General features: G+C 37.5%; 32 protein-coding genes. 14 read left to right on the forward strand and 18 right to left on the reverse strand.

Going from position 1 to position 20,485, the window contains the following annotated elements; genetic code table 11:
- Nucleotides 1–635 precede the first annotated feature (635 nt).
- Together FAI40_10350 and FAI40_10355 are read left to right on the forward strand one after the other, a co-directional pair.
- Nucleotides 636–1,067: a helix-turn-helix domain-containing protein gene (locus FAI40_10350; GenBank protein QCE35852.1), complete on the forward strand. Its 432-nt coding sequence runs from the start codon at nucleotides 636–638 to the stop codon at nucleotides 1,065–1,067.
- 190 nt (nucleotides 1,068–1,257) lie between these two features.
- Entirely contained in the window at nucleotides 1,258–1,521 is a 264-nt protein-coding gene (locus tag FAI40_10355; GenBank protein QCE35823.1) for a hypothetical protein, read from the forward strand.
- Here FAI40_10355 and FAI40_10360 read toward each other — a convergent pair.
- From FAI40_10360 to FAI40_10370, 3 genes are all read right to left on the reverse strand, one after another.
- Nucleotides 1,513–2,130: a hypothetical protein gene (locus FAI40_10360; GenBank protein QCE35824.1), complete on the reverse strand. Its 618-nt coding sequence runs from the start codon at nucleotides 2,128–2,130 to the stop codon at nucleotides 1,513–1,515. The genes FAI40_10355 and FAI40_10360 overlap by 9 nt on opposite strands.
- Before the next feature lie 123 nt (nucleotides 2,131–2,253).
- Complete coding sequence (locus FAI40_10365; GenBank protein QCE35825.1) at nucleotides 2,254–2,757, reverse strand: hypothetical protein; 504 nt, start codon at nucleotides 2,755–2,757, stop codon at nucleotides 2,254–2,256.
- Nucleotides 2,757–2,993, reverse strand: coding sequence for a mobilization protein (locus tag FAI40_10370; GenBank protein ID QCE35826.1), 237 nt, complete (start codon nucleotides 2,991–2,993; stop codon nucleotides 2,757–2,759). Before FAI40_10370 ends, FAI40_10365 begins: the two co-directional genes overlap by 1 nt.
- A 227-nt stretch (nucleotides 2,994–3,220) precedes the next feature.
- Here FAI40_10370 and FAI40_10375 point away from each other — a divergent pair, with 227 nt between their 5' ends.
- From FAI40_10375 to FAI40_10390, 4 genes are all read left to right on the forward strand, one after another.
- Complete coding sequence (locus FAI40_10375) at nucleotides 3,221–4,525, forward strand: MobA/MobL family protein (protein ID QCE35827.1); 1,305 nt, start codon at nucleotides 3,221–3,223, stop codon at nucleotides 4,523–4,525.
- Complete coding sequence (locus FAI40_10380; protein ID QCE35828.1) at nucleotides 4,512–4,739, forward strand: hypothetical protein; 228 nt, start codon at nucleotides 4,512–4,514, stop codon at nucleotides 4,737–4,739. Before FAI40_10375 ends, FAI40_10380 begins: the two co-directional genes overlap by 14 nt.
- Nucleotides 4,732–4,929, forward strand: a complete 198-nt coding sequence (locus FAI40_10385) for a hypothetical protein (GenBank protein QCE35829.1) — start codon at nucleotides 4,732–4,734, stop codon at nucleotides 4,927–4,929. The genes FAI40_10380 and FAI40_10385 overlap by 8 nt, the downstream gene beginning before the upstream one ends.
- A gap of 573 nt (nucleotides 4,930–5,502) precedes the next feature.
- Complete coding sequence (locus FAI40_10390) at nucleotides 5,503–6,030, forward strand: helix-turn-helix domain-containing protein (protein ID QCE35830.1); 528 nt, start codon at nucleotides 5,503–5,505, stop codon at nucleotides 6,028–6,030.
- Nucleotides 6,031–6,226: 196 nt separating this feature from the next.
- On the opposite strand, the gene FAI40_10395 is transcribed toward FAI40_10390, so the two are convergent.
- Entirely contained in the window at nucleotides 6,227–6,448 is a 222-nt protein-coding gene (locus FAI40_10395; GenBank protein ID QCE35831.1) for a hypothetical protein, read from the reverse strand.
- A gap of 87 nt (nucleotides 6,449–6,535) precedes the next feature.
- On the opposite strand from FAI40_10395, the gene FAI40_10400 reads away from it, so the two are divergent.
- The 3 genes from FAI40_10400 to FAI40_10410 all read left to right on the forward strand — a co-directional run bounded on the left by FAI40_10400 (nucleotide 6,536) and on the right by FAI40_10410 (nucleotide 7,822).
- Nucleotides 6,536–7,174 carry a recombinase family protein gene (locus FAI40_10400; protein ID QCE35853.1) on the forward strand — a complete coding sequence of 213 codons (639 nt, stop codon included), beginning with the start codon at nucleotides 6,536–6,538 and terminating at the stop codon, nucleotides 7,172–7,174.
- Nucleotides 7,175–7,362: 188 nt separating this feature from the next.
- Nucleotides 7,363–7,608 carry a DUF4160 domain-containing protein gene (locus FAI40_10405; protein QCE35832.1) on the forward strand — a complete coding sequence of 82 codons (246 nt, stop codon included), beginning with the start codon at nucleotides 7,363–7,365 and terminating at the stop codon, nucleotides 7,606–7,608.
- The gene (locus FAI40_10410) at nucleotides 7,580–7,822 is read left to right on the forward strand and encodes a DUF2442 domain-containing protein (GenBank protein ID QCE35833.1); all 243 of its coding nucleotides are present in this window, start codon (nucleotides 7,580–7,582) and stop codon (nucleotides 7,820–7,822) included. The genes FAI40_10405 and FAI40_10410 overlap by 29 nt, the downstream gene beginning before the upstream one ends.
- A gap of 56 nt (nucleotides 7,823–7,878) precedes the next feature.
- Here the strand turns inward: FAI40_10410 and FAI40_10415 are convergent, their stop codons facing one another.
- The 8 genes from FAI40_10415 to FAI40_10450 all read right to left on the reverse strand — a co-directional run bounded on the left by FAI40_10415 (nucleotide 7,879) and on the right by FAI40_10450 (nucleotide 13,443).
- Entirely contained in the window at nucleotides 7,879–8,205 is a 327-nt protein-coding gene (locus FAI40_10415) for a helix-turn-helix domain-containing protein (GenBank protein ID QCE35834.1), read from the reverse strand.
- Nucleotides 8,165–8,473: a type II toxin-antitoxin system RelE/ParE family toxin gene (locus tag FAI40_10420; GenBank protein ID QCE35835.1), complete on the reverse strand. Its 309-nt coding sequence runs from the start codon at nucleotides 8,471–8,473 to the stop codon at nucleotides 8,165–8,167. Before FAI40_10420 ends, FAI40_10415 begins: the two co-directional genes overlap by 41 nt.
- Before the next feature lie 339 nt (nucleotides 8,474–8,812).
- On the reverse strand, nucleotides 8,813–9,046 hold the full coding sequence (locus FAI40_10425) for a hypothetical protein (protein ID QCE35836.1): 234 nt from the start codon (nucleotides 9,044–9,046) through the stop codon (nucleotides 8,813–8,815).
- A 138-nt stretch (nucleotides 9,047–9,184) separates the two neighbouring features.
- A complete protein-coding gene (locus tag FAI40_10430; protein ID QCE35837.1) occupies nucleotides 9,185–9,406 on the reverse strand; it encodes a chromosome partitioning protein ParB in 222 nt (73 codons plus the stop codon).
- Nucleotides 9,407–9,426: 20 nt separating this feature from the next.
- A complete protein-coding gene (locus tag FAI40_10435) occupies nucleotides 9,427–10,059 on the reverse strand; it encodes a peptide transporter (protein QCE35838.1) in 633 nt (210 codons plus the stop codon).
- Nucleotides 10,060–10,148: 89 nt separating this feature from the next.
- A complete protein-coding gene (locus tag FAI40_10440; protein ID QCE35839.1) occupies nucleotides 10,149–11,738 on the reverse strand; it encodes a type VI secretion system tip protein VgrG in 1,590 nt (529 codons plus the stop codon).
- The gene (locus FAI40_10445) at nucleotides 11,708–12,892 is read right to left on the reverse strand and encodes a DUF2974 domain-containing protein (protein ID QCE35840.1); all 1,185 of its coding nucleotides are present in this window, start codon (nucleotides 12,890–12,892) and stop codon (nucleotides 11,708–11,710) included. The genes FAI40_10440 and FAI40_10445 overlap by 31 nt, the downstream gene beginning before the upstream one ends.
- On the reverse strand, nucleotides 12,889–13,443 hold the full coding sequence (locus FAI40_10450) for an ankyrin repeat domain-containing protein (protein QCE35841.1): 555 nt from the start codon (nucleotides 13,441–13,443) through the stop codon (nucleotides 12,889–12,891). Before FAI40_10450 ends, FAI40_10445 begins: the two co-directional genes overlap by 4 nt.
- A 645-nt stretch (nucleotides 13,444–14,088) precedes the next feature.
- On the opposite strand from FAI40_10450, the gene FAI40_10455 reads away from it, so the two are divergent.
- Complete coding sequence (locus FAI40_10455; protein ID QCE35854.1) at nucleotides 14,089–14,520, forward strand: helix-turn-helix domain-containing protein; 432 nt, start codon at nucleotides 14,089–14,091, stop codon at nucleotides 14,518–14,520.
- 190 nt (nucleotides 14,521–14,710) lie between these two features.
- Nucleotides 14,711–14,974 carry a hypothetical protein gene (locus tag FAI40_10460; GenBank protein QCE35842.1) on the forward strand — a complete coding sequence of 88 codons (264 nt, stop codon included), beginning with the start codon at nucleotides 14,711–14,713 and terminating at the stop codon, nucleotides 14,972–14,974.
- On the opposite strand, the gene FAI40_10465 is transcribed toward FAI40_10460, so the two are convergent.
- From FAI40_10465 to FAI40_10475, 3 genes are all read right to left on the reverse strand, one after another.
- Nucleotides 14,966–15,583: a hypothetical protein gene (locus FAI40_10465; GenBank protein QCE35843.1), complete on the reverse strand. Its 618-nt coding sequence runs from the start codon at nucleotides 15,581–15,583 to the stop codon at nucleotides 14,966–14,968. The two genes, FAI40_10460 and FAI40_10465, sit on opposite strands and share 9 nt — an antisense overlap.
- 123 nt (nucleotides 15,584–15,706) lie before the next feature.
- Entirely contained in the window at nucleotides 15,707–16,210 is a 504-nt protein-coding gene (locus FAI40_10470) for a hypothetical protein (GenBank protein ID QCE35844.1), read from the reverse strand.
- Nucleotides 16,210–16,446 carry a mobilization protein gene (locus tag FAI40_10475; protein QCE35845.1) on the reverse strand — a complete coding sequence of 79 codons (237 nt, stop codon included), beginning with the start codon at nucleotides 16,444–16,446 and terminating at the stop codon, nucleotides 16,210–16,212. Before FAI40_10475 ends, FAI40_10470 begins: the two co-directional genes overlap by 1 nt.
- A gap of 227 nt (nucleotides 16,447–16,673) precedes the next feature.
- Here FAI40_10475 and FAI40_10480 point away from each other — a divergent pair, with 227 nt between their 5' ends.
- Genes FAI40_10480 through FAI40_10490 form a run of 3 tightly spaced genes read left to right on the forward strand, consistent with a single transcriptional unit; the run spans nucleotide 16,674 to nucleotide 18,382 of the window.
- The gene (locus tag FAI40_10480) at nucleotides 16,674–17,978 is read left to right on the forward strand and encodes a MobA/MobL family protein (protein QCE35846.1); all 1,305 of its coding nucleotides are present in this window, start codon (nucleotides 16,674–16,676) and stop codon (nucleotides 17,976–17,978) included.
- Nucleotides 17,965–18,192 carry a hypothetical protein gene (locus FAI40_10485; protein QCE35847.1) on the forward strand — a complete coding sequence of 76 codons (228 nt, stop codon included), beginning with the start codon at nucleotides 17,965–17,967 and terminating at the stop codon, nucleotides 18,190–18,192. Before FAI40_10480 ends, FAI40_10485 begins: the two co-directional genes overlap by 14 nt.
- A complete protein-coding gene (locus FAI40_10490) occupies nucleotides 18,185–18,382 on the forward strand; it encodes a hypothetical protein (protein ID QCE35848.1) in 198 nt (65 codons plus the stop codon). The genes FAI40_10485 and FAI40_10490 overlap by 8 nt, the downstream gene beginning before the upstream one ends.
- Before the next feature lie 406 nt (nucleotides 18,383–18,788).
- Here FAI40_10490 and FAI40_10495 read toward each other — a convergent pair whose 3' ends face one another.
- Genes FAI40_10495 through FAI40_10505 form a run of 3 tightly spaced genes read right to left on the reverse strand, consistent with a single transcriptional unit; the run spans nucleotide 18,789 to nucleotide 20,475 of the window.
- Nucleotides 18,789–19,235 carry a hypothetical protein gene (locus FAI40_10495; protein ID QCE35849.1) on the reverse strand — a complete coding sequence of 149 codons (447 nt, stop codon included), beginning with the start codon at nucleotides 19,233–19,235 and terminating at the stop codon, nucleotides 18,789–18,791.
- 26 nt (nucleotides 19,236–19,261) lie between these two features.
- Nucleotides 19,262–19,924, reverse strand: coding sequence for a DUF2974 domain-containing protein (locus FAI40_10500; GenBank protein ID QCE35850.1), 663 nt, complete (start codon nucleotides 19,922–19,924; stop codon nucleotides 19,262–19,264).
- Entirely contained in the window at nucleotides 19,921–20,475 is a 555-nt protein-coding gene (locus FAI40_10505; GenBank protein ID QCE35851.1) for an ankyrin repeat domain-containing protein, read from the reverse strand. Before FAI40_10505 ends, FAI40_10500 begins: the two co-directional genes overlap by 4 nt.
- Nucleotides 20,476–20,485 lie beyond the last annotated feature (10 nt).

Genomic DNA, 20,485 nt, shown 5'->3' on the forward strand with positions numbered 1-20,485 from the left:
CTCGTCAGGCAGAGATTTATTAAGCTCCATCTCTTGGAGAGTAATGTAATACAATTCTATGAAGTAGAAAAACGATAAAAACTTTCAGATATATTGGGTTTGCCATAGGATCAGCGTTTTAAAGCTAGATAATAAATAGGGCTTTATGGGGTGCCGAAAACATTGTCTAGAAATGAAGTATCATCTTGATCGATCCATTCATTTCTAGATGGATTCAGTACATTGTTTTGTTTCCTTGTCATCTGCATATCTCATAGAGATACTGCACCGTGACAAAGTGAAACTGAAAAATTTTATTTAATTTTTAAAAGGGATTTGACGGGACTCACAAAATAAGCGCAAATAAGAATACGCCCTCATTTGTAGCGGGGCGGGAAGAGCTACCAACTCTACCCCGCCAAGGCGTCCGCACTTAACAGCAAACGAAAGAACGTACGGAAACCTTTTTTCCATACGTTAAATATAAAATGACAGCATCAGCTTTCCAAGCCCTTTCATCAAATATTTTTATTTTTAACAAAAAAATGACATTCTCTCAGAAGAGAGAATTAGAACGTTTTTTTCAGGCAAGTGTTCAGTTGCAGGCCATTTCCAATAATGATGAGAAGGTTCTTAAGTGCTTGCTTCATTATTACATGCCAAAAGGCTGCTTCCCTTCCCAAGCCACAATCGCTTCTTTTGCAGGCGTAACCGATCGCACCGTTAGAAACTCGCTCTCAAAGCTTAAAAACATGGGCTGGATCTCCTGGACAAATACACGTCTTGGAAGACGGCAATCTGTTAACCGTTACATCTTCACATTAAGCCGTCAAATCATTCATGCTGTTTTGAGTGGCATTGAGAAGTTCAAAGCAAAAACCGCAGAAATCCGAGACCTTTTCAGGCGGAAAAATGTTCCGCCTAGTGCTTCCTTTATATTTAATAATAGAAGAACTTCTATGAATTCTACTGTTAGATCCGTTGCTAAAAAGATTTTAAATGAAGCTCAAGGCTTAGATGAAGATCTTTCAAACTTCCAAAGGCTTTCTAAAGAAGAAATGATGAAACAACTTAGAGCTCTTTCTTAATAAGATGTATTAATTGAGCTCACAAAATACATTGAAAAGGGATTTAAAGGGGTGAAGTGCGTCCTAATGAAATCTCTTTCCGCCTGAAAAAGGCGCAGTTTTCTGGGAGTTTTAAAAAAACAATCCATACTAGAATTTTTTAAAAGAATACCTAATTATTCTTTTAGAGATAACTTTCAGAAATGCTCCTATGAAACATACAGAAGATGATTTTAAAAAATTTATTATTGAAAAAATTTTACTAAATCTTCCTAATAGATGTGGCTCCCAAAAAGAAATTCGAGAAGCTCTACGTGCATCTAACTTCCCCTTTTATGATGAAGACAAAGTTAAATCTCCAACACGACATGGAGAAGAAAAATGGGAACAACTTATTAGAAATATTGTATCTCATAAAAATACCGATCCTGAGTTAACGTATAATAAAGATGATCATAAAATTTATTTAAAGTAAGATATTTTTCTTTGATTTTAGATGTGGTTTATATTTAGGTGGAAACCACTTCAATGTAGTTTCTTTGGTATTTTTTTCCCATATAAACCATGCATAAGCAGTTGTACCAGATCCTCTTTTTTTCATTCCTTCTGGATAAAAAGTAATTCTTTCACTAAACACCCACACTCTTGAAGGAGGTGTTTTGCTGAATAGATTTTTTTGTCTATGGCATCCCTCCAAAAATGCTAGACGTAACAATAAGGCAAATTTTTGACGTGTTAAACTAATACCTTTTTTTACGAATTGCTCTGCCATGTTGTAAGGAGGATTAGTTATAATATTATCGTAAACCATATCACTTGATAAAAAATCAATTCCGGTTTCTCCGTAGCCACGATCATATAAATCAGAAGAAATAATTTTATTATTTGTTTTTTTTAGTACTTCTGACATTGCGCCATTTCCACATGCGCATTCCCAAATATCTCCTTCAAATAGTTCATTATCGATAAGAGCCTCTGTAGCCCATGAAGGTGTTGAAAAAAAATCAGGACCTTTTAAATCAGCAAAACGTTTTGTTGTTGGTTTAAATGATCCATTAAGATTATAGGTTTTGTCAGATTCCATATTTTTTAAATACTTACTTATTTAAAGCTAGTTTTTCCTAAGTAGATTGGTGGTAAATGTTATTATTTGAGTACCACTTTCTTCACGCCTTAAACATCTCAGCATCTTTTTCATTGAGAAATTCTACTGATTTTTCAAAAGAACGTCTGGTGGGTTAGAAATGCCCTTAATTTTCTCAGCATTTGGAAGCCACCACCCAGAAACACCAAGTCCAGGAAAGCAGGCTACTTTTTTGTTTTGGATTTCGGTGTGCCAGCCAATGCCAGAACAATGTAGTATCGTTGAAAGAGCGCCTGTTTTGTACATGAGATAAGCATCTAAGCCGTCCCCACTGCTTGCCCAGTTTGCAGAAGCCTTTTCATCTTTGGCTATGGCATAGGCGATGTTGTACCCCTTTGTTGTCCAATAAACCTGCCCTGATTTCTTTCCCGAATAATATCCAAAAAATCCTGTAACGAGGGGAAGAAGGATTACCGAAATAACGCAATATTTAGAACCAAGGATTTTTAGAAACTTGTTTTGCTTTGTTCTTTCTTGCTGGTCGTTATGAATTTGTTTCCTTAATTTTTTGATCTCTGAAGTTAAGAGATTGATATTTTCTTCAAAGGATATTTCGGTTGTTTCCATTATTCGAAAGCCTTTTTGTCTTTTTCGGATAGATGGGATTTAAGAATATCTACAACTTTTTGGAATTTCTCATCATTTTCAGCATGGGAAAGAAGAGCAGCACCTAGAATTATTTTTTGTCTAGTTAATTGTTTTCTTTTTTTAAGTGTTTCTTGATTTATGAGTTGTTTAATTTCTTTTTGTAGGGCTTCTAATTTCTCTTTTTTCTTCTGTATTTTCTCTAAATTACTTCCCATGATTATTTTACCCTTTGTTGTTTTATTATAGATAGGAATGGCAGTGATTTTATTTAAATTTAATTATTTTATTTATCATTGCAATGAATTTTAAGCCCTCCTATATTTTAGGAGAGCGCGCTTAGACGTTTCTCTCTTCGAGTAGAAACAGCCCGTAAGGAGGACACCCCCTTAACCCCCAACAAATCGAAAATGAGATTTTCGATAAAACAACAGAAAGAAAACCAGTGGCGATTGCAAGAATGTGTGTAAAAGTTGGAAAGGCAGGTTCTGCCTCTACACATTCTGATTATATTGCCAGAGAAGGGAAATATTCCGCTTATAAAAAAGGTGAAGAACTCACTGTAAGTGAAAGCGGGAATATGCCTTTATGGGCGAAAGAAAATCCTTCTGAATTTTGGAAAGCCTCCGATAAAAATGAACGGGTAAATGGTTCTGCTTATCGTGAATTTGAACTTGCTCTTCCTCGAGAATTAAATGCCGAGAAACAGATCGATCTTGTTCGTGAATGGTGCAAACAGGAATTAAAAGACCATCCCTATTCTTTTGCTATCCATGAAGGGAAGGCTTCGGACGGAGGGACACAACCTCATGCGCATTTGATGTTTAGCGAACGAGAAAATGATGGCGTGGAGCGGGGTGAGAAGCAATTTTTCAAACGCTTCAATTCTAAGTTTCCAGAAAGAGGCGGTGCAAAAAAAACATATGGCAGGGGAAGCTATTCCGAAAGGAAAGAATCTCTTATCGGACTAAGAGGAAGATGGGAAGAGGCGGTTAATCACGCCTTAGAGAAAGCTGGAAAGGCGGAGCGAATTGATATGCGCTCCTATAAAGACCAAGGCATTTCGGAGATCCTTACCCCAGAGCCTAAACAGTTGCCCTCTCAATGGCGGAAACCAGAGGAGAAGGCGGTTATTCTAAAAATTCGGAAACTCAAGAAGAAGATTAAGACCATCTTCTTTGAGATAAAGGCCGATATTATTGATTTTGCCAAAGAGAAAGAAAAACGAGAAGAAGAGTCCGAGAAGCAAAAACACGGCGCTGTAAGCCGTTTTTTGAACTTCTTTAGCCTTGGAAAAGGAACGACAAAATCGGAAGTTATCGATTTTGAGAAAGCAAAAGCAGAGGTTGAGAAAGAGCTGGCTGAAAAGGAAAGAAAGAAAAAGATTTCTGAGGAAGTCAGAGCTAAAAATAAAGCGCTTTTTGAGGGTATTTTTGAGAGAGAACGCCTTGCTAAAGCGAAGAAAGAGGAAGAAGCTGAAAAGGCGAGACAAGAGCTTGAACGGCAAAAAGCAGAGCAAGAGGTAGAGCTTCAAAAAGTACTAGAGCAGAGGCGTCAAAAGCGAATTGAATATTGGGAAAAGCGCCCAAGGCACTGGACGAAAGAACGGGAAGCTTTAGAGAAAAAAGTTCATTTTAAAACAGCCAGCCCACAAGAAAAGACGGATTTACGCAAATTACGCTTTGTACAGGACAAGAAGGCCACAAATCAAAACGTTAGAAGCAGAGGGAGAGAAGATGAAGGACGATAAAGATTTAGATAGAGAGCCTGAATCTCTTCCTCGCATGTCTAGCAAAGAGGCTATGTCTCGTTCGATGGCACACATTCACATTGAAGGAATAAATTTACCTGAAGACAGTGAAGAAATTATAAAGGCGTTTGCGAATGATGAGATTTCTTTGGAAGAGCTTCTAAAAAAAGCGGATGAAAATTTAAAGAGAAAGTTAGCTTTAGAAAATGATTAAATTTTTAGAGCAAGAGCTGGAAGAGTTAAAAGAACAGAAAGAGACAGTGCTTTATCTCTTTAAAAACCGCATAGGGCACGAAGATTATCCGTTTGAAGACTTTGAAGAGATGCAGGAAAAACGGGAAGCGATTATTTCCAATATCGAAGCAAAGGAAAAGCGGTGTCAGGAAGCGCTAATGTCTAGGTAAAAAAATACCCCAAACGAACTGTTCTCCGAGTGGGGTATTTTTTGACTCCTAACGGAAAACCGTTGGCTCAACCTTAAAGGTAACGATGTAAGGTCAAATATGCGTAAGTCCTAAGAGGCTCTTTATTTTATGAAAAACACCTATTATTCGACTTGACAAATTGTTTCTATTATTCGAATATCCGCGAGGATAGAAGATGAACATCAGTTATATCTATTTTTGATCCTATGCCCAGGATAATGAAATGATGTAACCGTTTATCTTCGATAAAAGCTCTCTTTAATTTCAAATAGAGACGGGGTCCACACTCGTTCTTGATTTTTGAGCCAAAGAGGGCTTTTCCTTTTTTTAGCATTATGAAAATCACATAAAAAATGTGTAAGTTCAAAAAGTGCGTAAACATTCTCTAACACCTTATTACACAAATGTGAATCCCTGATCAATAGTTCAGTGAGTATCAAAAAAAACAAGGAATTGTCTGTGTTTTAGGTATATATTATATATATTTAAATATTTATATATTATAAGACATTATGTCTTATATATAAATGACATTATGTCTGTCGAGTTTTTATGAAAAAAGAGAAAAAAGACACGAAAATAGATTCGGATTTTATGAAAAAAGACACGAAAATAGATTCGGATTTTATGAAAAAAGACACGAAAATAGATTCGGATTTTTCTGAAAAATGGGGGGAAGAACTTGCGAATAAAGGTTTTTCTCAAATTCCAACTTATTTATTGAATATTAATAGATTCTTAGATCAAGAGAATAAACTTTCTCCTGTAGAGCTTCTTGTCTTAATTCATTTGGTTGCAAATTGGTGGAATGTGGAAGAAAAACCGTTTCCTTCTATTGCTACTATTGCTAGCAGGTGCGGCGTATCAACACGTCAAGTACAAAGAGCCATTAACACTTTAGATGAAGAAAATTTTATAAAAAGAGAAAAAAGGAAAGGTGGAAAATCACCGTCAGCAAATGTTTACGACCTTCGTCCGCTTCGAAAAATTTTAAGAGAAATTTCTGTTCATTTTTCAAATGGATATCCGAAAAGGGTTACTAATGAGGATAGAGAAGCAATATCAGAGGATATTTTTTAAATAAGCAGGGTGTACATAATTGGTAGTCCCTAAAAATACACTTGGTTTTTTTAACCAGAGCGCTAATTCAAGGCTGTATTTTTTAGATTTTCCTTCAGTTTTTTAAATAGATCCAAAAAATACATCTAACTTATAAAAACCTCCCAGAAGAAGTTTGCTCCTGGGAGGTTTTTATAAGTTAGATGTTTAGAATGGATCAGACTTTGCGCCAGTGCTCAGGATTGTTTGGATCAGGTTTTGTTTCTTTTTCACGGGCGACGTGAGGAACATGGCCTTTTTCTTTTGCCCAATCAATGGCCTCTTTTTGTGTTTTTGTTTTGTGAAGAACTTCGCCTCCAGCTTTTTTCACTTCATGGTGTTCTACGGGTTTTCCGGTAGAATGTGCTGGATGTGGAACGATAAAAACTGACTTAGACATATAAAGCCTCATCATTTTATTAAGGTGTAGAATTACCCCTTATTTTTTCTATTTAATCATCTAAAAATGGCTTGCAAGATGTCCAAAATGGAGAATTTAGCAGTGGTGAGAAACAGTGATAATTTAGGCGATATTGCTTCAAGGAATTCTCTTTCCTTTAGTGGAAATTATATTGGCTACGCTCGTGTCAGCACCTCTGAGCAAAACATTTCTTTACAGATTGATCGTTTAAAAGCGAAAGGTGCTGTTCGTATCTTTGAAGATGATGGGATCAGCGGATCAAGTAGAGAAAAGCGTGAAGGTTTAAGAAAGCTTTTAGAGTATGTCAGAGAAGGCGATACACTTCTCATTACACGAATAGATCGATTGGCAAGATCAGCAAGAGATCTTCAAAATATTGTTTCCGAATTAGAGGAGAAAAAAGTCTCCCTAAAATGTACAGAGCAATCCTTTGATACTTCTCGTCCAGAAGGAAGGTTTATGCTTGGTATGTTAGGTCTGATTGCTGAGCTTGAAACAGAGATGCGGAGAGAGCGTCAAAAAGAAGGGATTGAAGTTGCTAAGCTAAAAGGAAAATACAAAGGAAGGCCTGCTGACATGAAGCGTGTTGAGAAGGCAATTATGCTTCGATCAGAAGGAAAGTCCTATGCTGCAATTGCCGAGGAGGTTGGTATAACACGTTCTGGTGTTCAGGCGATTTGTCGTAGGCAAGGAAAGTTATTTTAGAGATAAAAAATTTAGCGGCTAATTTTTTGGTTTAGTAAAGCGGTAGCTTTTGTTTCGTAGAATAGGATTTCGTTAAGCAGACTCAACCGTTAATGGTATGAATACGTTAGTGTGTTACATAGCTTGAACATTTCAGCTATCATTCTCTAAAAATCAAATAAACAGATTAAAGTATTCGGAAATTTTAAATGCCAACAGTTCTGCGGATAGATGGGTACAGGTTCTTTTTCTATTCAAATGAAGGTGTAGAACCTTATCATATTCATGTATCGTCAGGAGATTGCGCTGCTAAATACTGGATTGACCCTGTGGCCTTAGCAGACAATATTGGATTTAGAGCGCCAGAGCTTAACAAAATCAAAATCATCGTTATCCAACACAGAGAAACTTTTAAGGAAGCTTGGAATGAGCATTTCTCAGAAAAAAATCAGTAACCCGACAACCATTTCTGTCAATGTAACAGATAGCGCTCTTTTTGTTATTTTAGCTGATGGTAGAGAGTTATCAGTTCCCCTCGCCTGGTTTCCACGTTTAAGCGATGCAACCCCAGCACAGCGTCAAAATTGGGAGCTTATCGGAAGAGGACAAGGCATTCACTGGCCTGACATTGACGAAGATATTTCAACGGCTGGTTTGCTCACCCTCTGAAAAAGTAAACGGTCCATTTTTTGGTTTAATTTTAGTCTCTGACTAGCTGGAAAGCCTTATACTGGGACGAAAGAAACGTCTAATGCTTTAGCAATAGCAAATAGAGTTTCTGCTCTTGGTTTTGTTCCTGGTTTAAAAAATTTACTAATAGTTACACGGCTAATCTGTGTCTCTTCTGAAATTTTCTTTTTAGAAAATCCTCGAGATTCAGCAATATCTGCTAAAGCTATCTTTAAACTTTCAACAGGATCTGTTCCAATCTTTCTGGAAGTGTCAAGCATGGCTTTTACAAAGCCTTTGCGATCTTCTTCTGTTGTTAAAAATTCAGAAGCGTTAAATGTTTTAAATTCTAGAGTCATTTTTATATTCCTTTGCCAGTTCATTCGCTTTTTTGATATCTGCTGATTGGTGCTGTTTAGTTCCTCCGTTGAGAATAATAATCAACACGTCACCTTTACAAATAAAATAAAGACGATATCCAGCGCCTTGATGTATTCGCATTTCAAATAAGCCGTTCCCTAAGCCCTTATAATCTCCTAAGTGGACGAGTTTGGACGCTTGTTCTAAACGAGCGATAATAGCAAGAAAAGATTGCTTATCTTTCAGAGATTGAAGCCATTTTTCAACTCGTTTTTCTAAGATTATTTCCATAATTTAATTATTATATATTTTTTATAAAACGTAAACTTTTGTTTTCACGTTTTACTCATTTACTTTTTTCTTCAAAACTTCATTTAAGTAAATGTGTTAATACACCTTAGTGTAGACTTTCCAATAGGAAGCGTGTTGAGAAAGAGAGCATTGTTCGAGCAGAATGGAAGTTATATTTTAGAGAAAAAATTTAGCGGCTAAATTTTTTGGGTCGTTGCAATTCGTTTTTTGTCCCTAAAGACAGTACCCAAGAGCGGACTTTATCCTATGTGACGCTGTCATCGTTTTTAATCTGACGAAGATATTTCAACGGCTGGTTTACTTACATTCTAAAAATACTTACTCACGATTTTTGCCATTGTAAGAAGGAAGTGTTTTTAAATGCTCTTTAAATAATCTAATAGATTCATCAGCAGAGATCTTACCGTTCACATAATCTTGAATAATTTCTTCGTGTTCAGGAAAAAAATCTATTCCTTCAATATTTGCAGAAGCTATGGCCTGAGACATAGCTTCTTTTCTGGACATGCGAGGAAGAGATCCTAATTCTGCATCTGAAATTTCATTTGTCACTGTAATCTCTTCTTTTTTTAATTCGTATTAGGCGATTTATCCGTTTTTCTGTATCGCCGATAAGATTTATTGAGTGTAATAAATCAACGTACATTATTTACTTTTTTCTTCAAAACTTCATTTAAGTAAATGAAGTTTTCAATTCGGAAGAGAAGATATATATTCTGTTAGAACTTCTTTAACGCTTTTGCCCTGTTTTGTTGCAAAAATTTTTAGTTTCATATGCAGCTCTTCGGATAATTGAAAATTAACTCTTTTTAATGCTGACTTCTCGTTAGATAAGCTCGCTAGTGTTGCTACTGATTTTTCAGATCTGTGTGTTGGCCGTCCAGCCATAAGTATATTTGATTTTTTACTCATTTACTTTTTTCTTCAAAACTTCATTTAAGGATTTCTTGGATTTCAGAGGCTAATGCTTGAATTTCTTTGGCGGCATCACCTCCTGGTTCTTCATCTAAAACGGTTGTTCCTGACGCTGCTGTAACAGGGTAGCTAACACGTTGTGTGATACGAGATTGCAGAACAGGTAAATCATATCCTGTTAGCGTTTCTGTAATTTCAGAGCCAATCTTTGTTCCTTTAATGACACGAGAAACAACGAAGGCAGATTTTAATTTCCCATCTGTAATTTCAATACGTTGTTTAATGAGATCAACAAGATCAGACGTTGCCCAGATATCATAAGGAGAAGGTTGTACAGGAATGAGAATAAAATCAGCAGCTCTGATAGCAGAGATTGCGAGATCCGCTGTTTGTGGTGCGCCATCAATCACAACAAAATCAACAGAGTTTGCTATTTTTTTTAAATCGCGATCGATTGTTGGCCTATCTATTCCAACAACAGTGACAGGCTGTTCTTCTCGAACAGCAGACCAATCTCGAGAACTTCCTTGAGGGTCTGAATCTACAAGAAGGACATTCTTTCCAGAAAGCTGCAAAGCTCTAGCAAGATGTGTCGAAATTGTTGTTTTTCCACTTCCACCTTTTTGATTAAGGACGGCAATTACCTTCATTCTCATTCCTTATAAAAACAGTTTACTCTTTTATTTAAAAACATAAAAAAGTTTTTGAGTAAATGAGTATTTAAAAATACGCATATTTCCTAATCGAATGAGATGGTTCCGCCTTTAATAGAAATACCTGCTGGCGAAAATTCAATTGTTGCTGGGCCACATCTAAATTCAATTCCTGAATTCGCTTCAATGACAATTTTGCCATTACTGGTTTTTATTGCCAGTGGTCCGCCTTTGATGGTGAGTGTATCGCCCTCGCCAATAACGGTTTCTCTGCCTTTCTCAACCTTCACCGTTTGCTTTTCTTTTACGGTTAATTCTTGCTTGCCAGAGATTTCCACGGATTGATTTTTATGGACATTGATATTTTGGTTTTGGAGAGCTTCCAGACGCATAGAACGTTGTGATTTTAAGGTAAGAGACGTCTCGTTGTCCTTATTATCGTCAAAACAAAGTTCATTTCCATCTCCAGCTTGTTCTGATCCTAAGGTGCGTGTTTTGATCCCAGAAACAGAAGATTTATCTGGAAGCTTATAGGGCGGAAGGTCCTGATTGTTATAAAAGCATCCAACAATTACAGGCTGGTCAATGTCTCCGCCCATAAAAGAGACCGCAACTTCTGTTCCAACCCGTGGTAAATGCATCCAGCCATAATTCTCTCCAGACCATGGGTTTAAAAGACGCGCCCAGATGATATTCCCAGCTTTCGTTGTTTTATCCTGATCAAAACGAAGTTTGACTTTTATTCTCCCAAGTTTATCGGTCTCAATCGTTCCTTTGTTTTGATTGCCTTGAATGAGACCACTATAAATTCCGCCAATCAGTGGACGTTGCGGAACTTCATCATGCCAATTGATTTCTGAAGGGAAGGCTTTGAATTGATTATCATAGGAGGGCGCTTTAGGTTTTTCTCCATTGGAGCGATACCAACTTAAATCTTCAGCCTGATGGATAACCTGCTGTAAAACATAAGGATATCCTTCTTTATCTGTTTTAGAAGCCGCAATGTGAATTTTAAGGCCAGGTTGGAAGGTTGGATCGGTACTCAGCCCACTGCACAGAGAGGCAGAAGCCAGGATCGCTTGCTGGGTATAGTCAGCTAATCCCTCTTGGGTTGTTGTGCTGGACGAAGGAGAGGAGGAGGCTGCCTTTTGCTCAACCCAGTTCTTTGTCTCTCTCTGTTCTTTCCAAAGAGAACGTTCCCCTGTTAAGAGCGTTTCGGATTGTTTTGTTCCAGAAAAACTTGCATCGGCGGTATCTTCCTCTTTATCTAAATTACTGGTGAGAACAGTGATTTTTTTAGGAAGGGTTTTTACTGTGCTGTGGAACTCTCGTAAAAGATGCTGATGATCTCCGCCTTGTCCCAGCTGGTAAAGATTTGGCGCTTTTTTCTCAAAAGCTTTATTGTCTCTGCCAATAACCATCTGAGCATCTTCTTGTGTATGCTTAAAATAGTAGAAATAGCCATTTTCACGCATGAAGCGGTGCAGAAAGTCTAAATGTGTTTCATTAAACTGCGTCACATAAGGCAGTGTGGTTGTATCCTCAATGTGAGAGAAGTTGGGTTCGATATTTGCGTTTGTGAGGATTTCTTCGAGGATGGCTTTGGCGGTTTTTTGCTGAAAGGTACGATTGATCTGCTGGTCTTTTAAGAAATAAAGCTCTGGCACGACTTCCATATGATAAACCCAGCCACGGTTTCTTCTTGTGTAAAACTATGAACAACACCATGGAAATAACGATCTTCTCCGTTTTGACGTTTAATGAGAAGAGAGACCTTCTGGCGAATGAGCTTGTCTGGGGAGATATTCTGCTCATTGGCAAAGAGTTTGAGTTTAAAGAAATAAGGTTGTGAGAGGGTTTCTTCAGCGTAGAAGGAAGCAGCATGAAGGGCTTTTGGATTAAAACTTTCGCCGTCTTTGCCGAGTGGGGTTTTCAGCTGCAATAAAAAAGGCACCTGATACGTGCCTTTATCATTAGGAGCTGGAGTAGAGCGTATACTTACCGTGTTCTTGCTGGGGGTGGGGGTGGATGTGTCGGGGAGGGAGATAAGGCAGTTATTTTCTTTTAGCTCTTCTTCATTCTGTTTAATCTGATCGTCTATCGCGTTATTGGCGCAATCCATACTATGGTAAAAGGCCATTTTCTGAATAGGATGAGCTATACCATTTATTTTTTTGTAGGCCTCTACGTCAGAAGGGGTGGGGGGATAGGTAATTTGTGTTTTTCCAAAAGCTTTTGGTAATGGGGTACTTTCTTGCGTAGCAGAAAGAAATTCCCCCTTTGTTTTAATGACGGTGATGTTTGCATCATCAAGCTGCAGTTGTTTAATAGTATTTAGACTTAATCCAGCAGCATTATAACTGATCGCAGATCTGCTATATGCGCCAGCGGCGGTCGCTGCCAATCCTCCTCCTAAAGAATGTCCTGTGTAAGATACAGATTCAGCATAATCAGACTCTTCTAGAAAGTTGGCAATTTTTTGAGCCTGTTCATAGTAAGAAGATTTTAATCCAAGAGCTTGTTTTCCGTTGTTGCACCAATCTGAAAGACTTTCTGTTCCTTTGAAGGCAACCAACGGCGCTCCGATAGGACCATTGGCTATATCTTCATTGGTATAAATAGCCGCTCGAAAATCACTATTTTTAGGTTCAATCAGCTCTTTAGTAAGCCCAAAAGCTTCTAAATCTTTATCTGTTGCATTGCGATAGCCTGGTGGTGCAATACGGTCTTCAGGAGCTTTATATGCTTCTTGACTGGCTAAAGCGTTCACTTTGTATGTTTGAAGAGTTTTCTTCTCTTCAAATAACTTTTTGCAAATAATTGTAGTCATTTTCTAGCTTCTTCTGAAGCTAGGTTTTCACTAGTCGGCGGCCATCTTTTTTCTTGCACCAAAGCAAGAACTTCTTTTGGTTTGAGCTTTGTTTCGGGGTACCCTATCTTTATAAAATGTAATTTAATTCTTTCCCAATATTGAATTTCATTTAGGGGACAATGATAATTCTTTCCTTTATTAGCGGATTCTCCAGCTGTGTGTCCAAATTTATCATAAGCCCAGGGATTAGCGCCTGCTTTGAGTAAAATTTCCACCATCTGCCATGAACCTTGAGCGGCTGCACAAATGAGAGGTGTCATATTCATACCATCGAGACTTCGCTCTTCAAGCCCAACTTTTTTTTCTGCTAAAAATTTTACTCGCTTAATATCACTATGTCCTATGGCATTAAGCATTGGCGTGCGTGGATCGTTGTTTAGATCGTCACGGTAGTCATAGTAATATTCGGACATTTCACTTCCTTTAACTTCTTTTGGCAGTATTAGGTTGATTCCTACTTGCGAAAGAAATAAACATCCTAAGCAAATTTTAATAACTTTTTTAAACATGCATTAAATTCTCGTCAGGCAGAGATTTATTAAGCTCCATCTCTTGGAGAGTAATGTAATACAATTCTATGAAGTAGAAAAACGATAAAAACTTTCAGATATATTGGGTTTGCCATAGGATCAGCGTTTTAAAGCTAGATAATAAATAGGGCTTTATGGGGTGCCGAAAACATTGTCTAGAAATGAAGTATCATCTTGATCGATCCATTCATTTCTAGATGGATTCAGTACATTGTTTTGTTTCCTTGTCATCTGCATATCTCATAGAGATACTGCACCGTGACAAAGTGAAACTGAAAAATTTTATTTAATTTTTAAAAGGGATTTGACGGGACTCACAAAATAAGCGCAAATAAGAATACGCCCTCATTTGTAGCGGGGCGGGAAGAGCTACCAACTCTACCCCGCCAAGGCGTCCGCACTTAACAGCAAACGAAAGAACGTACGGAAACCTTTTTTCCATACGTTAAATATAAAATGACAGCATCAGCTTTCCAAGCCCTTTCATCAAATATTTTTATTTTTAACAAAAAAATGACATTCTCTCAGAAGAGAGAATTAGAACGTTTTTTTCAGGCAAGTGTTCAGTTGCAGGCCATTTCCAATAATGATGAGAAGGTTCTTAAGTGCTTGCTTCATTATTACATGCCAAAAGGCTGCTTCCCTTCCCAAGCCACAATCGCTTCTTTTGCAGGCGTAACCGATCGCACCGTTAGAAACTCGCTCTCAAAGCTTAAAAACATGGGCTGGATCTCCTGGACAAATACACGTCTTGGAAGACGGCAATCTGTTAACCGTTACATCTTCACATTAAGCCGTCAAATCATTCATGCTGTTTTGAGTGGCATTGAGAAGTTCAAAGCAAAAACCGCAGAAATCCGAGACCTTTTCAGGCGGAAAAATGTTCCGCCTAGTGCTTCCTTTATATTTAATAATAGAAGAACTTCTATGAATTCTACTGTTAGATCCGTTGCTAAAAAGATTTTAAATGAAGCTCAAGGCTTAGATGAAGATCTTTCAAACTTCCAAAGGCTTTCTAAAGAAGAAATGATGAAACAACTTAGAGCTCTTTCTTAATAAGATGTATTAATTGAGCTCACAAAATACATTGAAAAGGGATTTAAAGGGGTGAAGTGCGTCCTAATGAAATCTCTTTCCGCCTGAAAAAGGCGCAGTTTTCTGGGAGTTTTAAAAAAACAATCCATACTAGAATTTTTTAAAAGAATACCTAATTATTCTTTTAGAGATAACTTTCAGAAATGCTCCTATGAAACATACAGAAGATGATTTTAAAAAATTTATTATTGAAAAAATTTTACTAAATCTTCCTAATAGATGTGGCTCCCAAAAAGAAATTCGAGAAGCTCTACGTGCATCTAACTTCCCCTTTTATGATGAAGACAAAGTTAAATCTCCAACACGACATGGAGAAGAAAAATGGGAACAACTTATTAGAAATATTGTATCTCATAAAAATACCGATCCTGAGTTAACGTATAATAAAGATGATCATAAAATTTATTTAAAGTAAGATATTTTTCTTTGATTTTAGATGTGGTTTATATTTAGGTGGAAACCACTTCAATGTAGTTTCTTTGGTATTTTTTTCCCATATAAACCATGCATAAGCAGTTGTACCAGATCCTCTTTTTTTCATTCCTTCTGGATAAAAAGTAATTCTTTCACTAAACACCCACACTCTTGAAGGAGGTGTTTTGCTGAATAGATTTTTTTGTCTATGGCATCCCTCCAAAAATGCTAGACGTAACAATAAGGCAAATTTTTGACGTGTTAAACTAATACCTTTTTTTACGAATTGCTCTGCCATGTTGTAAGGAGGATTAGTTATAATATTATCGTAAACCATATCACTTGATAAAAAATCAATTCCGGTTTCTCCGTAGCCACGATCATATAAATCAGAAGAAATAATTTTATTATTTGTTTTTTTTAGTACTTCTGACATTGCGCCATTTCCACATGCGCATTCCCAAATATCTCCTTCAAATAGTTCATTATCGATAAGAGCCTCTGTAGCCCATGAAGGTGTTGAAAAAAAATCAGGACCTTTTAAATCAGCAAAACGTTTTGTTGTTGGTTTAAATGATCCATTAAGATTATAGGTTTTGTCAGATTCCATATTTTTTAAATACTTACTTATTTAAAGCTAGTTTTTCCTAAGTAGATTGGTGGTAAATGTTATTATTTGAGTACCACTTTCTTCACGCCTTAAACATCTCAGCATCTTTTTCATTGAGAAATTCTACTGATTTTTCAAAAGAACGTCTGGTGGGTTAGAAATGCCCTTAATTTTCTCAGCATTTGGAAGCCACCACCCAGAAACACCAAGTCCAGGAAAGCAGGCTACTTTTTTGTTTTGGATTTCGGTGTGCCAGCCAATGCCAGAACAATGTAGTATCGTTGAAAGAGCGCCTGTTTTGTACATGAGATAAGCATCTAAGCCGTCCCCACTGCTTGCCCAGTTTGCAGAAGCCTTTTCATCTTTGGCTATGGCATAGGCGATGTTGTACCCCTTTGTTGTCCAATAAACCTGCCCTGATTTCTTTCCCGAATAATATCCAAAAAATCCTGTAACGAGGGGAAGAAGGATTACCGAAATAACGCAATATTTAGAACCAAGGATTTTTAGAAACTTGTTTTGCTTTGTTCTTTCTTGCTGGTCGTTATGAATTTGTTTCCTTAATTTTTTGATCTCTGAAGTTAAGAGATTGATATTTTCTTCAAAGGATATTTCGGTTGTTTCCATTATTCGAAAGCCTTTTTGTCTTTTTCGGATAGATGGGATTTAAGAATATCTACAACTTTTTGGAATTTCTCATCATTTTCAGCATGGGAAAGAAGAGCAGCACCTAGAATTATTTTTTGTCTAGTTAATTGTTTTCTTTTTTTAAGTGTTTCTTGATTTATGAGTTGTTTAATTTCTTTTTGTAGGGCTTCTAATTTCTCTTTTTTCTTCTGTATTTTCTCTAAATTACTTCCCATGATTATTTTACCCTTTGTTGTTTTATTATAGATAGGAATGGCAGTGATTTTATTTAAATTTAATTATTTTATTTATCATTGCAATGAATTTTAAGCCCTCCTATATTTTAGGAGAGCGCGCTTAGACGTTTCTCTCTTCGAGTAGAAACAGCCCGTAAGGAGGACACCCCCTTAACCCCCAACAAATCGAAAATGAGATTTTCGATAAAACAACAGAAAGAAAACCAGTGGCGATTGCAAGAATGTGTGTAAAAGTTGGAAAGGCAGGTTCTGCCTCTACACATTCTGATTATATTGCCAGAGAAGGGAAATATTCCGCTTATAAAAAAGGTGAAGAACTCACTGTAAGTGAAAGCGGGAATATGCCTTTATGGGCGAAAGAAAATCCTTCTGAATTTTGGAAAGCCTCCGATAAAAATGAACGGGTAAATGGTTCTGCTTATCGTGAATTTGAACTTGCTCTTCCTCGAGAATTAAATGCCGAGAAACAGATCGATCTTGTTCGTGAATGGTGCAAACAGGAATTAAAAGACCATCCCTATTCTTTTGCTATCCATGAAGGGAAGGCTTCGGACGGAGGGACACAACCTCATGCGCATTTGATGTTTAGCGAACGAGAAAATGATGGCGTGGAGCGGGGTGAGAAGCAATTTTTCAAACGCTTCAATTCTAAGTTTCCAGAAAGAGGCGGTGCAAAAAAAACATATGGCAGGGGAAGCTATTCCGAAAGGAAAGAATCTCTTATCGGACTAAGAGGAAGATGGGAAGAGGCGGTTAATCACGCCTTAGAGAAAGCTGGAAAGGCGGAGCGAATTGATATGCGCTCCTATAAAGACCAAGGCATTTCGGAGATCCTTACCCCAGAGCCTAAACAGTTGCCCTCTCAATGGCGGAAACCAGAGGAGAAGGCGGTTATTCTAAAAATTCGGAAACTCAAGAAGAAGATTAAGACCATCTTCTTTGAGATAAAGGCCGATATTATTGATTTTGCCAAAGAGAAAGAAAAACGAGAAGAAGAGTCCGAGAAGCAAAAACACGGCGCTGTAAGCCGTTTTTTGAACTTCTTTAGCCTTGGAAAAGGAACGACAAAATCGGAAGTTATCGATTTTGAGAAAGCAAAAGCAGAGGTTGAGAAAGAGCTGGCTGAAAAGGAAAGAAAGAAAAAGATTTCTGAGGAAGTCAGAGCTAAAAATAAAGCGCTTTTTGAGGGTATTTTTGAGAGAGAACGCCTTGCTAAAGCGAAGAAAGAGGAAGAAGCTGAAAAGGCGAGACAAGAGCTTGAACGGCAAAAAGCAGAGCAAGAGGTAGAGCTTCAAAAAGTACTAGAGCAGAGGCGTCAAAAGCGAATTGAATATTGGGAAAAGCGCCCAAGGCACTGGACGAAAGAACGGGAAGCTTTAGAGAAAAAAGTTCATTTTAAAACAGCCAGCCCACAAGAAAAGACGGATTTACGCAAATTACGCTTTGTACAGGACAAGAAGGCCACAAATCAAAACGTTAGAAGCAGAGGGAGAGAAGATGAAGGACGATAAAGATTTAGATAGAGAGCCTGAATCTCTTCCTCGCATGTCTAGCAAAGAGGCTATGTCTCGTTCGATGGCACACATTCACATTGAAGGAATAAATTTACCTGAAGACAGTGAAGAAATTATAAAGGCGTTTGCGAATGATGAGATTTCTTTGGAAGAGCTTCTAAAAAAAGCGGATGAAAATTTAAAGAGAAAGTTAGCTTTAGAAAATGATTAAATTTTTAGAGCAAGAGCTGGAAGAGTTAAAAGAACAGAAAGAGACAGTGCTTTATCTCTTTAAAAACCGCATAGGGCACGAAGATTATCCGTTTGAAGACTTTGAAGAGATGCAGGAAAAACGGGAAGCGATTATTTCCAATATCGAAGCAAAGGAAAAGCGGTGTCAGGAAGCGCTAATGTCTAGGTAAAAAAATACCCCAAACGAACTGTTCTCCGAGTGGGGTATTTTTTGACTCCTAACGGAAAACCGTTGGCTCAACCTTAAAGGTAACGATGTAAGGTCAAATATGCGTAAGTCCTAAGAGGCTCTTTATTTTATGAAAAACACCTATTATTCGACTTGACAAATTGTTTCTATTATTCGAATATCCGCGAGGATAGAAGATGAACATCAGTTATATCTATTTTTGATCCTATGCCCAGGATAATGAAATGATGTAACCGTTTATCTTCGATAAAAGCTCTCTTTAATTTCAAATAGAGACGGGGTCCACACTCGTTCTTGATTTTTGAGCCAAAGAGGGCTTTTCCTTTTTTTAGCATTATGAAAATCACATAAAAAATGTGTAAGTTCAAAAAGTGCGTAAACATTCTCTAACACCTTATTACACAAATGTGAATCAACACCATGGAAATAACGATCTTCTCCGTTTTGACGTTTAATGAGAAGAGAGACCTTCTGGCGAATGAGCTTGTCTGGGAGATATTCTGCTCATTGGCAAAGAGTTTGAGTTTAAAGAAATAAGGTTGTGAGAGGGTTTCTTCAGCGTAGAAGGAAGCAGCATGAAGGGCTTTTGGATTAAAACTTTCGCCGTCTTTGCCGAGTGGGGTTTTCAGCTGCAATAAAAAAGGCACCTGATACGTGCCTTTATCATTAGGAGCTGGAGTAGAGCGTATACTTACCGTGTTCTTGCTGGGGGTGGGGGTGGATGTGTCGGGGAGGGAGATAAGGCAGTTATTTTCTTTTAGCTCTTCTTCATTCTGTTTAATCTGATCGTCTATCGCGTTATTGGCGCAATCCATACTATGGTAAAAGGCCATTTTCTGAATAGGATGAGCTATACCATTTATTTTTTGTAGGCCTCTACGTCAGAAGGGGTGGGGGGATAGGTAATTTGTGTTTTTCCAAAAGCTTTTGGTAATGGGGTACTTTCTTGCGTAGCAGAAAGAAATTCCCCCTTTGTTTTAATGACGGTGATGTTTGCATCATCAAGCTGCAGTTGTTTAATAGTATTTAGACTTAATCCAGCAGCATTATAACTGATCGCAGATCTGCTATATGCGCCAGCGGCGGTCGCTGCCAATCCTCCTCCTAAAGAATGTCCTGTGTAAGATACAGATTCAGCATAATCAGACTCTTCTAGAAAGTTGGCAATTTTTTGAGCCTGTTCATAGTAAGAAGATTTTAATCCAAGAGCTTGTTTTCCGTTGTTGCACCAATCTGAAAGACTTTCTGTTCCTTTGAAGGCAACCAACGGCGCTCCGATAGGACCATTGGCTATATCTTCATTGGTATAAATAGCCGCTCGAAAATCACTATTTTTAGGTTCAATCAGCTCTTTAGTAAGCCCAAAAGCTTCTAAATCTTTATCTGTTGCATTGCGATAGCCTGGTGGTGCAATACGGTCTTCAGGAGCTTTATATGCTTCTTGACTGGCTAAAGCGTTCACTTTGTATGTTTGAAGAGTTTTCTTCTCTTCAAATAACTTTTTGCAAATAATTGTAGTCATTTTCTAGCTTCTTCTGAAGCTAGGTTTTCACTAGTCGGCGGCCATCTTTTTTCTTGCACCAAAGCAAGAACTTCTTTTGGTTTGAGCTTTGTTTCGGGGTACCCTATCTTTATAAAATGTAATTTAATTCTTTCCCAATATTGAATTTCATTTAGGGGACAATGATAATTCTTTCCTTTATTAGCGGATTCTCCAGCTGTGTGTCCAAATTTATCATAAGCCCAGGGATTAGCGCCTGCTTTGAGTAAAATTTCCACCATCTGCCATGAACCTTGAGCGGCTGCACAAATGAGAGGTGTCATATTCATACCATCGAGACTTCGCTCTTCAAGCCCAACTTTTTTTTCTGCTAAAAATTTTACTCGCTTAATATCACTATGTCCTATGGCATTAAGCATTGGCGTGCGTGGATCGTTGTTTAGATCGTCACGGTAGTCATAGTAATATTCGGACATTTCACTTCCTTTAACTTCTTTTGGCAGTATTAGGTTGATTCCTACTTGCGAAAGAAATAAACATCCTAAGCAAATTTTAATAACTTTTTTAAACATGCATTAAATT

The sequence above is a fragment of the Acetobacteraceae bacterium genome (assembly GCA_004843345.1).
In the GTDB taxonomy this organism is placed as follows: Bacteria; Pseudomonadota; Alphaproteobacteria; order Acetobacterales; family Acetobacteraceae.